Below are 13,847 nucleotides of genomic sequence, written 5' to 3' on the forward strand. Positions count from 1 at the left end.
CCCTCCCGTCCGGAGCCTCCTGTGCGCTTGCGCCTCACCCCGCGCGACACCTCGTTCTTCGACCTTCTTGCTGCGTCGGCGCAGCACCTCGTCACGGGGGCGAACCTGCTCGGCGAGCTGCTCGGCGCCGACCGGCCGACCCGCAAGGCGCTCGCCAAGCAGCTGGCCGACATCGAGCACCAGTGCGACGAGGCGACCCACTCGATCATGCGGCGGCTCAACCAGACGTTCGTCACGCCGTTCGACCGGGACGACATCTACAACCTGGCCTCGAGCCTCGACGACTGCATGGACTTCATGGAGGAGGCGGCCGACCTCATCGTGCTCTACAAGCTCGACGAGCTGCCGGCCCGGGTCGCCGACCAGGTGCAGGTGCTGCAGCGCGCCGCCGAGCTCACGGCCGACGCGATGCCCCGCCTGCGGTCGATGTCGGACCTCGACGAGTACTGGGTCGAGGTCAACCGCCTCGAGAACCAGGCCGACAAGATCCACCGCAAGCTCCTCGCGCAGCTGTTCGACGAGATCACCGACCCGATCCAGCTCATGAAGCTCAAGGAGGTCGTGGAGCGGCTCGAGGACGCGGCCGACGCGTTCGAGAAGGTGGCGAACACCGTCGAGACCATCGCGCTCAAGGAGTCCTGAGCGCCGGTGGAGCTCGCCCTCGTCGTCGTCGTCGTCGCGTTCGCGCTCGGCTTCGACTACACCAACGGCTTCCACGACGCCGCGAACGCGATCGCGACGTCGGTCTCGACCCGCGCGCTGACCCCGCGTGTGGCGCTCGTCATGGCCGCCGTCTTCAACCTGGTCGGTGCGCTGCTCGGGACGGACGTCGCGCAGACGATCGGCTCGGGGATCATCGCGGTCAGCCCCGACGCGGGGACGTACGGACTCGCGATCGTGCTGGCGGGGCTCATCGGGGCCATCGTGTGGAACCTCATCACGTGGTGGTTGGGGCTCCCGTCGTCGTCGACGCACGCGCTGATCGGCGGGCTGGTCGGCGCCGGCCTCGCGTCGGCGACGACCGTGCAGTGGGACGTGATCCTCGACAAGGTCGTGCTCCCGATGATCCTCTCGCCGCTCGTCGGCTTCGGGCTCGCGTACCTGCTGATGGTGGGTGTGCTGTGGCTCGTGCGGTCGGTCGCGCCGGCCAAGGCGCAGCGCCGGTTCAGGATCGCGCAGACGGCGTCTGCCGCCGCGATGTCGCTCGGGCACGGGCTCCAGGACGCGCAGAAGACGATGGGCGTGATCGTCCTGGCGCTGGTCGCCGGCGGGTTCCACCAGGGCACCGAGATCCCGCTCTGGGTCAAGCTCTCGGCCGCGGGCGCGATCTCGCTGGGCACGTACTCGGGCGGCTGGCGGATCATGCGGACGCTCGGCCGCAGGATCATCGAGCTCGACCCTGCCCGGGGCTTCGTGGCGGAGTCCGTCGCGGCGTCCGTGCTCTACACGACGGCGTTCGTGTTCCACGCGCCCATCTCGACGACGCACACGATCACCTCGGCGATCATGGGTGTGGGCGCGACGAAGCGGCTCTCCGCGGTGCGCTGGGGCGTCGCGAAGAACATCGCGGTCGCGTGGGTCCTCACGATCCCGATGGCGGCGCTCGTCGCGGCCCTGATGTTCACGGTGTTCCGCCCGTTCTTCGCCTGACCGGAGGGCCTGTCCGACACCCGCGAACCGGCGCACGTCGGCGCATGCCGGCGCACGTCGGCGCACGTCGGCGCACGTCGGCGCGTGTCCCCCAGATGTGTCAGGCATCGCGCGTGGTATCGAGCGCGCTCGGCCTGACAGGTGGCGTCGCGCGTGCGTACCTCGCGGATGTGTCAGGCGTTGCGCGTGCTGGGGCGCGCGGTCGGCCTGACAGAACGCTCATGATGAGGTCCGAGGTGGCGCCGGAGAATGCGCGCGACGCGCGCGCCGTCGATGCGGACCGCCGTCGCCGGGAGTCGGATCAAGGTCCGACGCTCGTCGTGCGGCAGCTCCGCGCTCCGGAGGAGGTCGTCGTACCACCGCGTCGCTTCCATGTGGCCGATCCCGTCGATCTCGACAGCGACGGTACGCCCGTCCGCGAGCTGCCATTCGACGTCCAGGTACCGCCAGCGACCTCGCGAGTCCTGACGGCGGACCTGTCGCCGGGGCTCGGGCAGGTCGTGGTCCCGGCAGAACCGGACGAAGTCGATCTCGGCGAGCGACTGAGACCCTCCGTCGATGTCCGCGAGGCAGTGCGCGAGGAGCCGCCTGTGACGCACTTTCCCCGCGAGCTCGAGGGCGCTGCCGAGCCGGTCGGCGGTGCTCAGTCCTTGCTGCACGACGGCGGCGAGCAGACCTACCGCCGTCCGGGAGGACCGGCTCCACGCGGCGGCGTCGACAGCCGCCCGATCCACCGGATGGACGGGGAGCCCCCGCAGCAGCACGCCGTCGGTGGGCACATGGCGCCGGGACTCGTGCACGACGACGCCCGTCGCTCCCGGTGGCCGCTGGCCGCGGGCGATCACGACGTGAAGCTCCTGGCGGTACCACCCGTCGAGCCCGGCGAGCTCGAGCGCGGTCCACGCGCCGAGGACACCGCCCGGCGGGCACGCGAGCGCGGCCGCCCACATCGCTGCGATGCGGTCGAGCGGTCCCCGGTGCAGAGCCACGACGTCCGGGCAGACGAGCCGCCATCGTCGAGCAGCGACCTGGTTGCGGACATGGTGCCGGGACACGCCGAGCGAGTGGAGCTGGTCACGCGTGCACACCCCATGCTGTCTGTCCGCCAGAGCGCGAAGACCCGTCACGTCATCCAGTGCGGTCGCTCGTCCAGTCATGCGACGACCCTCGCGGGCGGGCGTACGCCGCCGCGGCGTGCATCCGACGCCCTGTGCAAGGCGGCCCGCTACGAGGCGCCGGGGACGGATGACCACCTGATGGCCGGGACGCGCCTGATCGTCCGCCTCCGCGGCGCGTGTCAGGCGTAGCGCGTGTGGACGGGCGCGTTCGGTCTGACACGTCGCCGGTGGGGTGTGTGGGCGCGGTGGCCGGGTTGGCGTGTCAGGCGTAGTGGGTGTGGACGGGCGCGTTCGGTCTGACACGTCGCCGGGGGGAGCCGCGTCAGTGGAGGGGCGGGTGGTGGCTCTCGACGCCCATGACGCGCGGCCCCTTCTTCGTCTGACCGACGTGCGTCACCAGGATCTCGCCCGGCTGCAGGTACGGGTCCTCGACAGGCAGCGACCCGGCCACCGCGCGTCGGGAGTGCTGACCCAGCACGTCGAGCACCGTCGGCAGCACGGGACGGTGGGTGCAGACGACGACGTCGCGCGCGGACTCCAGCAGTCGCCTCACCTCGCCCGCAGCACGGCTCGGGGACCGCTCGTGCTCCGCCTCCGTCAGGTGCGAGTCGAGCGGCTGCACCCCCGCCGCGCGCGCGTACGGCTCGATCGTCGCGGCGCACCGCGCCCACCGGCTCGTCACGACGTCGCGCACCCCGAACGCCGCGAGCACCGGCACGAGCGCCTCCGCCTGTGCCCGGCCGCTCGGCGTCAGCGGCCGGTCGGTCTCGTCGCCGTGCCATGCGGAGCGCTCCTTGGCCCGCCCGTGCCGGGCGACGACCAGGACGTGCGTGTCGAGCCGCCCGCGCTCGTGCAGCGCGACGAGCTCCGCGAGCTGCGCGCCGTCCGCCGCCCGGGTCAGCCGCTTGCCGGCCTTCGCGGGGGTCAGCCACGCGACGTCGTCGATCTCGTCCGGCCCGGCTGCTGCCACCGGTGCGCGGGCGGCGAGCGCGGGGGCGTCGTCGTCGGTGGCCACGCGCGCCGCCCAGTAGTGCACGCGCTTGGTGCGCCCGTCGGCGATCGCGTACTGCTGACCCGGGAGGGGGTTGCCGAGCACGACGTCGATCCCCGTCTCCTCGGCGATCTCCCGGGCGGCCGCGGTCGGGAGCGCCTCGCCCGGGTCGAGCTTGCCCTTGGGCCAGGACCAGTCGTCGTAGCGCGGCCGGTGCACGAGCAGCACCTCGAGCGCGTCCTTGCGCACACGCCACACCAGCCCTCCCGCGGCCTCGACGGGGCGGGTGCGAGGAGCGGGCGTCACCGGTCGATGATGTCGAGCGGCCGACGACGCCGCAACGCGGCCTGGCGCGGTGACGGTCGCCTCACAACGCGCGCGCCGAACGCCGACGCTGGCCGATCTCCCACGCCTGGACGTCGAGCAGCGGCTCGCCGTCGGGCCCCAGGTGGTGGCGTTCCCAGGTCCCGTCGGGCTGGAGGTGCCAGGTCGAGGTGCCGTCGTCCATGGACAGGTCGTTGAGGTCGATGAGCTCGGCGACCTGCTCGGGGTCGGCGATGCGGACGAGCGTCTCGACGCGGCGGTCGAGGTTGCGGTGCATCAGGTCGGCCGAGCCGATGTAGACCTCGGGACCGTCGCCCTCGGCGTTGGCGAACGCGAACACGCGCGAGTGCTCGAGGAACCGGCCGAGGATCGAACGCACCCGGATGCTCTCGCTCAGCCCCGGCACGCCGGCCTTCACCGCGCAGATCCCGCGCACGACGAGGTCGATCGGCACCCCGACCCGCGACGCCCGGTACAGCGCGTCGATCGTGGCCTCGTCGACCACCGAGTTGACCTTGAACTTGATCCACGCCGGCCGGCCGGCGAGGTGCGCGGCGGCCTCGCGGTCGATCCGCTCGACCAGCCCGGCGCGCACGGAGCGGGGCGCGACGAGCAGGCGGTGGAACCGGGACTTCGGCGCGTAGCCGCTGAGCTGGTTGAACAGGCGCGTCAGGTCCTGGCCGACGTCGGGGTGGCACGTGAGCAGCCCGAGATCGGTGTAGTGGCGGGCCGTCTTCGGGTTGTAGTTGCCGGTGCCGACGTGGCAGTACCGGCGCAGGCCGTCGGGCTCCTGCCGGACGACGAGGCTCAGCTTGCAGTGCGTCTTCAGGCCGACGATGCCGTACACGACGTGGACGCCCGCCTGCTCGAGCTTGCGGGCCCAGGAGATGTTGGCCTGCTCGTCGAACCGGGCCTTGATCTCGACGAGCGCGAGCACCTGCTTGCCCGCCTCGGCCGCGTCGATGAGCGAGTCGACGATCGGCGAGTCGCCCGACGTCCGGTAGAGCGTCTGCTTGATGGCGAGCACGTTCGGGTCGGCGGCGGCCTGCGCGAGGAAGGCCTGGACCGAGGTCGAGAACGAGTCGTACGGGTGGTGCAGCAGCACGTCCCGGGCCCGGATGGCCGCGAAGAGGTCGGTCGGCTTGGCGCTCTCGACCTCGGCGAGCTGGCGGTGCGTCGTCGGGACGAACCGCGGGTAGCTCAGGTCGGCCCGGTCGAGGTCCGCGATGAGGTTGAGCCCGGTGAGGTCGAGCGGCGCGGGCAGCTCGTACACCTCGTGCTCGGTGACTCCCAGCTCGCGGACGAGCAGCTCACGGATGCGCGGCTGGATCCTCTCGGCGAGCTCGAGCCGCACGGGCGGGCCGAACCGGCGCCGCAACAGCTCCTTCTCCATGGCCTGCAGGAGGTTCTCGGCGTCGTCCTCCTCCACCTCGACGTCCTCGTTGCGCGTCACCCGGAACGTGTGGTGCTCGAGCACGTCCATGCCGGGGAACAGGTAGTCGAGGTGCTGCGCGATGACGTCCTCGACGGGCACGAAGGACGTCGGCTTCCGGCTCGAGCCCGCCTGGCGACTGGGTGCGCTCGGCCGTCCCTTGGCGTCGACGGCGATGAACCGCGGCAGGATCGGGGGCACCTTGACGCGGGCGAAGTGCTCCTTGCCGGTCGCGGGGTTGCCGAGCAGCACGGCGAGGTTGAGCGACAGCCCCGAGATGTAGGGGAACGGGTGCGCCGGGTCCACCGCAAGCGGCGTGAGCACGGGGAAGATCTGCTTGCGGAAGTACTTGTGCAGCCGCTCGTGCTCCTCGGTGGCGAGGTCGTCCCAGTGCACGAGCGTGATGCCCTCCGCCGCGAGCGCCGGCTGGACCTGCTCGGCGAACACCCGCGCGTGGCGGTCCATGAGCCGGTGGGCACCTTCGCTGATGCCCTCGAGCACCTGGTCCGGGCTCAGGCCCGACGCCGCCGCGACGGCGATCCCGGTGGCGATCCGCCGCTTGAGGCCGGCCACGCGCACCATGAAGAACTCGTCGAGGTTCGAGGCGAAGATCGCCAGGAACCGGGCACGCTCGAGCAGGGGCGCCTGCGGGTCCTCGGCGAGCTCGAGGACGCGTTCGTTGAAGGCGAGCCAGCTCAGCTCGCGGTCGTGGAACCGGTCGGCGGGCAGCTCGGCTCCGGCCAGCGTCACCGCCTCGAGCTCGGGCGCCAGGGCCGGGGGCTCGGCAGGACGCACGACCGGGGCGGGCTCCGTCGCGAGCCGGACGGCTCCGGCGTCGCCGGACGCGTGGTCGTGGTCGGTCTCCTCGCTCATCCGTCCATGGTGCCACCGTCACCGACCGGCGCACCCTGCTCGACCGGGGTCGGCAGGTGAACGTCAGCCGAACTGCACGTCGACCCCCGTGCGCCCGAACCCCGCGCGGCTGTACGCGCGGATCGCGACCTCGTTGTCGCCCTCGGTGTAGAGCATGGCGCGGCGCAGCCCGAGGCCACGCAGGTGCTCGAGGCCGCGCCACGTGAGCGCACCGCCGAGGCCGAGGCCCTGCGCATCCGGATCGACGCCGACGACGTAGATCTCGCCGACGGCGTCCTCGTCGCCGCGGGCGGGGTGCACCTTGGTCCACACCGAGCCGAGCAGCACGCCGTCGCGCTCGGCGAGCAGGAAGCCGGCGGGGTCGAACCAGGGCTCGGCGATCCGCGCGTCGAGGTCGGCACGAGAGATGCGGCCCTGCTCAGGATGGCCGGCGAACGCCCGGGCGTTCACACGTCGCCACGGCTCCTCGTCCCGGCCGACCTCGAACGTGCGGATCTCGATGCCGCGCGGCGGCCGGCGCTCGCCGTCGGCGGGCAGCGCCGTCAGGTCGACGCCCATGCGCCACAGCTCGCGGACGACGCTCAGCCCGGCGCCGGACGCGAGCGCGCGGGCCGGCGGCAGGTCGCCGTGCGCCCACACCGTGAACCGTCTGCCGGCCGGGTCGCCGGTCCGGTCCTCGACCGCGTGCGTCCGCGCGCCGTCGAGGAGCAGGCGTCCCAGACCGCGTCGACGGGCGCCCGGCGCGACGACCAGCTCGGCGCTCGCGGTCCCCGGCGCGTCGAGGTCGAGCTGCGCGTAGCCGTCGAGCGCGCCGTCGCCCTCGCGCGCGCCGTCGCTCCCGCGCGCGAGCAGGTGCACGGTGGGCGCGGCGGCGGTCAGGTGGAGCAGCGGCTGCTCCGAGAGCGGGGCGACGCCGTCGACGGACTCGGCCGCCGCCGCGAGCCGGCGCACCTGGGCCGCGGTGTCGTCGTCGAGCGGGCCGCGGCGGACCTCGGGGGACGTCATGCCGCCCATCCCACCACGCACCGGCGTGCCGCCGCGCCGGTCGGGCTGCGGAACACGGAGTCGTCCTGGCACGTTGGACCGCGTGATGAGCTCCCCCGGAACTGACGTCGACCGCGCCGTGGACGTCGTCGTCGTCGGCGCCGGTCAGGCGGGGCTCTCGGCCGCCTACCACCTGCGTCGCGCGGGCCTGGCCGCCCGTCCCGAGGGTCTGGGCGAGCACGTGACGGGCGGCTTCGTCGTGCTCGACGACGCCCCGAGCGCGGGCGGGGCGTGGCAGCACCGGTGGGACTCGCTGCGGATGCAGCACGCGCACGGGATCCACGAGCTGCCCGGGATGGCGCTGCCCGAGGTCGACCCGGACGAGCGGGCGTCGGTCGCGATCGCGCGCTACTTCGCGGACTACGAGCGGAATCACGACCTCCGCGTGGTCCGGCCGGTCCGGGTGCATTCGGTGCGCGAGCTGGGCGGGCCGGACGGGATGCTCGTCGTCGAGACCGACCGCGGCCGGTGGCTGACCCGCGGCCTGATCAACGCGACCGGCACGTGGCAGAAGCCCTTCTGGCCGACGTACCCGGGTCGCGACACGTTCGCCGGCGAGCAGCTCCACACGCGCGACTTCCGGTCCGCGGCCGACTACCTGGGCCTCCACGTCGTCGTCGTCGGCGGCGGGACGTCCGCGATCCAGCTCCTGCTGCAGATCGCCGAGATCACCACGACCACCTGGGTCACGCGCCGCCCGCCGGTGTTCCAGCAGCGCGCGTTCGACGAGGAGTGGGGCCGCGCCGCGGTCGCGAAGGTCGACGAGCGCACGCGCGCCGGCCTGCCGCCCGAGAGCGTCGTGTCCGTCACCGGGCTGCCGCTCACAGAGGAGTACCAGCGCGGGATCGACCGCGGCATCCTCGTCCGGCTGCCGATGTTCGAGCGCATCGTGCCCGACGGCGTGGTGTGGGCTCCCGAGGACGTCCCACCCGCGCCGGAGCACCAGCGGGCGGACGTCATCCTGTGGGCGACCGGCTTCCGTGCCGGTCTCGACCACCTGCGCCCGCTGCACCTGCGCGGGCACGGCGGCGGCATCGTGATGGACGGCACGCAGGTGGTCGCGGACCCCCGGCTGCAGCTCGTCGGCTACGGCCCGAGCGCGAGCACGGTCGGCGCGAACCGCGCGGGTCGCGAGGCCGTCCGCAACCTGCGTCGCCTGCTGCGCCTCTGACCGGCTCCCTCGATCAGTCCTCGGACGACCGCGCCGGCTTGTCGATGCCCTGCGCGATGAGGTCCATGACCGAGGCGTCGGCGAGCGTCGTCGCGTCCCCCACCGCGCGGTGCTCGGCGACGTCGCGCAGCAGCCGGCGCATGATCTTGCCCGAGCGGGTCTTGGGCAGCTCCTGCACCACGAGGATCTTGCGCGGCTTCGCGATCGGCCCGATCTCCTTGGCGACGTGCGCCCGGAGCTCGGCGACCGTGCCCTCGACCTCCTCGTTGCCCCCGCGCAGGATCACGAACGCCACGACCGCCTGCCCGGTCGTCTCGTCGGTCGCGCCGACCACGGCCGCCTCGGCGACCGACGGGTGCGACACGAGGGCCGACTCGATCTCCGTCGTGCTCAGCCGGTGCCCCGACACGTTCATGACGTCGTCGACCCGGCCGAGCAGCCAGATGTCGCCGTCCTCGTCCTTCTTGGCGCCGTCGCCCGCGAAGTAGATGCCGGAGAACCGCGACCAGTACGTGTCCTTGAACCGCTCGAGATCGCCCCAGATCCCGCGCAGCATCGCGGGCCACGGCTTGGTCAGCACGAGGTACCCACCGCCACCGTTCGGCACGGGGTGCCCCTCGTCGTCGACGACGTCGGCCGCGATCCCGGGCAGCGGCGTCTGCGCCGAGCCCGGCTTGAGCGTCGTGACCCCCGGCAGCGGCGAGATCATGATCGCGCCCGTCTCGGTCTGCCACCACGTGTCGACGATCGGGGTGCGGTCGCCGCCGATGACGCGGCGGTACCACATCCACGCCTCGGGGTTGATCGGCTCACCGACGCTGCCGAGCACGCGGAGCGAGGACAGGTCGTGGGCGGCCGGGAACTCCTCGCCCCACTTCATGCACGTCCGGATCGCCGTCGGCGCGGTGTAGAGGATCGAGACCCTGTACTTCTCGACGATCTCCCACCACCGGTCCCGGCCCGGCGTGTCGGGCGTGCCCTCGTACATCACCTGGGTCGCGCCGTTGGTGAGCGGCCCGTAGACGATGTAGCTGTGCCCGGTGACCCAGCCGACGTCGGCCGTGCACCAGTAGACGTCCGTCTCGGGCTTGAGGTCGAAGACGTTGAGGTGGCTGTACGCGCACTGCGCGAGGTAGCCGCCGGTCGTGTGGAAGATGCCCTTGGGCTTCCCGGTCGTCCCGGACGTGTAGAGGATGAACAGCGGGTGCTCGGCCTCGACCCAGACGGGCGTGTGCTGGTCGGAGGCGTTGTCCACGGCGTCGTGCCACCACACGTCGCGGCCCTCGGTCCACGCGACGTCCTGCCCGGTCCGCCGCACGACGAGCACGTGGGCGACGTCGGTCGGTCCCTTCGCGAGCGCGTCGTCGACCGCGGGCTTGAGCGCGCTCGGGGCGCCGCGCCGGTAGCCCCCGTCGGCCGTGATGACGAGCTTGGCGTCAGCGTCCTCGATGCGGGTGTGCAGGGCCTCGGCCGAGAACCCGCCGAACACCACGGAGTGCGGGGCCCCGATCCGGGCGCACGCGAGCAGCGCGACGACGGCCTCGGGGATCATCGGGAGGTAGATCGCGACGCGGTCGCCGGTCTGCACGCCGAGGGCGGTCAGCGCGTTCGCGGCGCGCGAGACCTCACGCTGCAGGTCCGCGTAGGTGAGCGTGCGGGTGTCGCCCGGCTCGCCCTCGAAGTGGATCGCGACCCGGTCCCCGTGGCCCGCCTCGACGTGCCGGTCGACGGCGTTGTAGCAGGCGTTCAGCGTCCCGTCCGCGAACCAGCGTGCGACCGGGGGGTTCGACCAGTCGAGCACCTCGGTGAAGGGCTGCTGCCACGTCAGGAGCTCGCGTGCCTGGTCGGCCCAGAACCCGGCCGGATCGGCGGCAGCCCACGGGTAGAGCTCCGCGTGCGCGTTCGCCTGCGTCACGAAGTCGGCGCCGGGCGGGAAGCGCCGGTCCTCGGTGAGCAGGTTCTCCAGGGTTTCTGAGGTGGTGCTGTCCTCGGTCACAGTTCCTCCGGCGCGGCGACGGTGATGCGGCGGTGATGCGGCGGGGATGCCTCACTGGGCGGCAGACCCGCTGATCACGACTCTAGTGCTCGCTTGCGACGCTCCCGGAAGGCGCCCAGTTCCACGCCGCGGCGCCGCGCGAGCGAGAACGCCGTCGCGGCCGCGAGGAGGACGACGCCGGTCGCGAAGAGCCCCCCCGCGTTCATCACCGTGATGGAGTTGAGCACCGCGGTCCGGTTCTGCTCGGTCGCGAACACCCGCAGGGTCTCGCGGTGCGTCTCGACGGGCGCGAACAGGTAGGCCGCGCCGACGAGGAGCGCCGCGAGCCCACCCGCCAGCGGCGCGGCCGGCGTCCACAGCCCGAGGAGGACGACGACGCCGGCCACCAGCGCTCCCAGCGTCACCAGCACGATGCCGAGCGTCTCCGGGCTGACGTCCGTCGCGCCGACGCCCTCCGCGAGGATCCGGGACTGGCCCAGCACGACGAGGAACCCGGCGAGGATCGTCAGCACGAGCCCCACGAGGAACCCGACGACGTGCCCGCCGGCCCCGGTGGTGCGCGGTCCGGTGGCGACGGGGAACGCGCCGTCGCGCCGGCGCTCCTGCTCCTGGCGGTCCGCCGTGAGCCGGCGTTCCTCCGCCGCGCGGTCGACCGGTGCCGGTGCAGGTGCGGGTGCGGGTGCGGGTGCGGCCGCGCTGTCGGGGCGCGGGTCGTCGGGGTACGGCTCGGCGGGGCGCGGCTCGCGGTGGTCGGGGCTGCTCATCGGATGCTCCTTCGCAGACGAGGTCGCACGGTGGCCGCGGCGCAGCATCACCGCTGCTCAGGCTATTGCGGGGCCCGTCGCGCCGCTCGGCGGGACGGCTCTCGGCGCGGGAATGCCCGTGCGCGCCGGTCGGTTTCCCCCAGCGTGACGAGCGCCCTCTTCGAGCCGCTGACGCTGCGCGGCGCCACGTTCCGCAACCGCATCTGGCTGGCGCCGATGTGCCAATACTCCGCGGTCGACGGCGTCCCGGACGACTGGCACCTCGTGCACCTCGGCGCGCGGGCGACGGGCGGGTTCGGGCTCGTGCTGACGGAGGCGAGCGCCGTCGTGCCCGACGGCAGGATCAGCCCGCAGGACGCGGGCATGTGGTCCGACGAGCAGGCGACGGCGTGGGCCCGGATCGTCGACTTCGTGCATGCCCGAGGCGCCCGGGTCGGGATGCAGCTCGCCCACGCGGGGCGCAAGGGCTCGGTCCACCGGCCCTGGAGCCCGGCGCGCGGGACCGTTCCGGCCGACGAGGGCGGCTGGACCGCCGTCGGGCCCTCGGCGTCGGCCTTCCCCGGCTACGCGGCGCCCGCCGCGATGACCGCCGACGACGTCGCGGCAGTCCCGCGGGCCTTCGCGGCCGCGGCGCGGCGGGCGGACGCGGCAGGCTTCGACGTCGTCGAGGTGCACGCCGCCCACGGCTACCTGCTGCACCAGTTCCTCTCGCCGCTGTCCAACGATCGCGCGGACGAATACGGGGGCTCGCTGCGGAACCGGGCGCGGCTGACGCTCCACGTCGTGGACGCGGTGCGCGCGGTGTGGCCCGAGAGGAAGCCGCTGCTCGTGCGGCTCTCGGCGACGGACTGGGTGGACGGCGGGCTGACCGTCGACGACGTCACGCAGGTCGCCAAGGAGCTCTCGGTGCGCGGCGTGGACCTCGTCGACGTCTCGACGGGCGGCAACGTCCCGGCGTCGGTCCCGGTCGGCCCGGGCTACCAGGTGCCGGCGGCCGAGGCGATCCGCAGCGGGTCCGGGCTGCCCGTGGGCGCCGTCGGGCTCATCACCACGCCGCAGCAGGCCGAGGCGGTCCTGACCGACGGCGCGGCCGACGTCGTGCTGCTCGGTCGCGCCGCGCTGCGCGACCCGATGTGGCCGCTGCGGGCCGCGCACGAGCTGGGAGTGCCGCCCGAGCGGGCGCCGTGGCCGGACCAGTACCTCCGGGGCGCGTGGGGCTGACTGCGTCCCGCCAGGTGCCGGGAGCCCATGCATTGGTCGCAGGGGCCGAAGGGGGCGACACGGACGGGTGCGCATCGTGTGCGCCGCGGTTCTCCGCGGGATCGTCCCCTGAGCGTCACCCGAGGGCGAGCGCGGACACAACGACGGCGCCCGCTCGGAGCGCCGTCGCCAACATCATGAGACGAGGGTGATCAGGCGTGCAGCTCGGCTGTCGCAACGGGCCCAGCCCGGTCGACATGTCCTTACGTGGACGATCCGCGCGTGGGTGCCCTCTCCTCGATGCTGTTGTCCTTCCGTGATACTCCTGTGACCTTCGCAGGGGCAAGGGACAAAGGGGACCGCTTCAGCGACGCGCCCGGGCGCGCGCGACGACACGCCATGCGACCGTCGCGACGACCAGCCCCACGGCGACCGCGCCCGCCGTGACGACCGGCGCGGGCGGAGCCAGGCGGGCGCGCAGCGAGACCGGCCGGCTGAACGTCAGCACGCCCCACCCGCTCGTCGCCGCGAGCCGGCGCAGCACCCGGTCCGGGTTGACGGCGAACGCGTGCCCGACGGCGGCCAGCATCGGCGCGTCCGTGACGGAGTCCGAGTAGGCGTAGCTCGACGCGAGGTCGTAGCCCTCCGCCGCCGCGAGCTCGCGGATCGCCGTGGCCTTGTTCTCGCCGTACGCGTAGAAGTCGATGTCACCCGTGTACCGGCCGTCCTCGACGGTCATGCGCGTGGCGATCACCCTGTCCGCACCCAGGAGCGCCGAGATCGGCTCGACGACCTCGGCCCCCGACGCCGAGACGATCACGACGTCACGCCCCGCCTCGTGGTGCTCGTCGATGAGGGTGACCGCCTCGGCGTAGACCACCGGGTCGATCAGCTCGTGCAGCGTCTCGGCCACGATCTGCGAGACCTGCGCGACGTCCCAGCCCACGGCGAGCGCGGACAGCTGCGCGCGGAGCCGTTCGGTCTGGTCGTGGTCCGCGCGGCCGAGCAGGAAGGCGGCCTGCGCGTAGGCGGTCCGCAGCACGTCGCCGCGCGTGATGAGCCCGCCGGCGTAGAACGGGCGCGAGAAGGCGGTCGCCGACGACGTCGCGATGATCGTCTTGTCGAGGTCGAAGAACGCTGCGCTGCGGGGCGCCTCGTCCTCGGGCGGTGTCATCGCGTAGCCCTGTCCTCTCGGGCGTGCCCCGTGCCGCCGGAGCCCTGCGGCGAGCCTAGCCACGAGGTCGGCCCGACCCCAGGAGCCGACGCCGCCGCGCGATCCCCATG

11 protein-coding genes are annotated in these 13,847 nt (G+C 73.3%); 4 read left to right on the top strand and 7 right to left on the bottom strand.

Annotated features, from left to right (window positions below; translation table 11 throughout):
- Nucleotides 1-21: 21 nt before the first annotated feature.
- Both HIR71_RS05950 and HIR71_RS05955 read left to right on the top strand, forming a co-directional pair.
- A complete protein-coding gene (locus HIR71_RS05950) occupies nucleotides 22-642 on the top strand; it encodes a DUF47 domain-containing protein (protein WP_169324131.1) in 621 nt (206 codons plus the stop codon).
- Nucleotides 643-648: 6 nt separating this feature from the next.
- A complete protein-coding gene (locus HIR71_RS05955; RefSeq protein WP_169324132.1) occupies nucleotides 649-1,650 on the top strand; it encodes an inorganic phosphate transporter in 1,002 nt (333 codons plus the stop codon).
- Between the two features lie 173 nt (nucleotides 1,651-1,823).
- On the opposite strand, the gene HIR71_RS05960 is transcribed toward HIR71_RS05955, so the two are convergent.
- The 4 genes from HIR71_RS05960 to mshD form a co-directional block, all read right to left on the bottom strand.
- On the bottom strand, nucleotides 1,824-2,738 hold the full coding sequence (locus tag HIR71_RS05960; RefSeq protein WP_311836121.1) for a hypothetical protein: 915 nt from the start codon (nucleotides 2,736-2,738) through the stop codon (nucleotides 1,824-1,826).
- Between the two features lie 352 nt (nucleotides 2,739-3,090).
- Nucleotides 3,091-4,065, bottom strand: a complete 975-nt coding sequence (locus HIR71_RS05965) for an NUDIX hydrolase (protein ID WP_169324134.1) — start codon at nucleotides 4,063-4,065, stop codon at nucleotides 3,091-3,093.
- A gap of 61 nt (nucleotides 4,066-4,126) precedes the next feature.
- The gene (locus HIR71_RS05970) at nucleotides 4,127-6,388 is read right to left on the bottom strand and encodes an RNA degradosome polyphosphate kinase (protein ID WP_169324135.1); all 2,262 of its coding nucleotides are present in this window, start codon (nucleotides 6,386-6,388) and stop codon (nucleotides 4,127-4,129) included.
- Nucleotides 6,389-6,451: 63 nt separating this feature from the next.
- Nucleotides 6,452-7,393 (bottom strand): mycothiol synthase, encoded by a 942-nt coding sequence (gene mshD / locus HIR71_RS05975; protein ID WP_169324136.1) that lies wholly within the window; start codon nucleotides 7,391-7,393, stop codon nucleotides 6,452-6,454.
- Nucleotides 7,394-7,478: 85 nt separating this feature from the next.
- Between mshD and HIR71_RS05980 the strand changes: the two genes are divergently transcribed.
- Nucleotides 7,479-8,603, top strand: a complete 1,125-nt coding sequence (locus HIR71_RS05980) for an NAD(P)-binding domain-containing protein (RefSeq protein ID WP_169324137.1) — start codon at nucleotides 7,479-7,481, stop codon at nucleotides 8,601-8,603.
- Nucleotides 8,604-8,616: 13 nt separating this feature from the next.
- On the opposite strand, the gene acs is transcribed toward HIR71_RS05980, so the two are convergent.
- Both acs and HIR71_RS05990 read right to left on the bottom strand, forming a co-directional pair.
- Nucleotides 8,617-10,599 carry an acetate--CoA ligase gene (gene acs / locus HIR71_RS05985; RefSeq protein WP_169324138.1) on the bottom strand — a complete coding sequence of 661 codons (1,983 nt, stop codon included), beginning with the start codon at nucleotides 10,597-10,599 and terminating at the stop codon, nucleotides 8,617-8,619.
- Nucleotides 10,600-10,673: 74 nt separating this feature from the next.
- Nucleotides 10,674-11,363, bottom strand: a complete 690-nt coding sequence (locus HIR71_RS05990; RefSeq protein ID WP_169324139.1) for a hypothetical protein — start codon at nucleotides 11,361-11,363, stop codon at nucleotides 10,674-10,676.
- Between the two features lie 144 nt (nucleotides 11,364-11,507).
- Between HIR71_RS05990 and HIR71_RS05995 the strand changes: the two genes are divergently transcribed.
- Nucleotides 11,508-12,584, top strand: a complete 1,077-nt coding sequence (locus tag HIR71_RS05995; RefSeq protein ID WP_311836122.1) for an NADH:flavin oxidoreductase/NADH oxidase — start codon at nucleotides 11,508-11,510, stop codon at nucleotides 12,582-12,584.
- A gap of 343 nt (nucleotides 12,585-12,927) precedes the next feature.
- Here HIR71_RS05995 and HIR71_RS06000 read toward each other — a convergent pair whose 3' ends face one another.
- Nucleotides 12,928-13,737 (bottom strand): HAD family hydrolase, encoded by an 810-nt coding sequence (locus HIR71_RS06000; protein WP_169324141.1) that lies wholly within the window; start codon nucleotides 13,735-13,737, stop codon nucleotides 12,928-12,930.
- Nucleotides 13,738-13,847 lie beyond the last annotated feature (110 nt).

The sequence above is a fragment of the Cellulomonas fimi genome, from assembly GCF_012952065.1.
GTDB classification, from domain to species: Bacteria; Actinomycetota; Actinomycetes; order Actinomycetales; family Cellulomonadaceae; genus Pengzhenrongella; species Pengzhenrongella fimi_A.

Coding starts and splice junctions, on each gene's coding strand:
- HIR71_RS05990 (WP_169324139.1), bottom strand. CDS start 11,363: ATGAGCAGCCCCGACCACCGCGAGCCGCGCCCCGCCGAGCCGTACCCC.
- HIR71_RS05980 (WP_169324137.1), top strand. CDS start 7,479: ATGAGCTCCCCCGGAACTGACGTCGACCGCGCCGTGGACGTCGTCGTC.
- mshD (WP_169324136.1), bottom strand. CDS start 7,393: ATGACGTCCCCCGAGGTCCGCCGCGGCCCGCTCGACGACGACACCGCG.
- HIR71_RS05970 (WP_169324135.1), bottom strand. CDS start 6,388: ATGAGCGAGGAGACCGACCACGACCACGCGTCCGGCGACGCCGGAGCC.
- HIR71_RS06000 (WP_169324141.1), bottom strand. CDS start 13,737: ATGACACCGCCCGAGGACGAGGCGCCCCGCAGCGCAGCGTTCTTCGAC.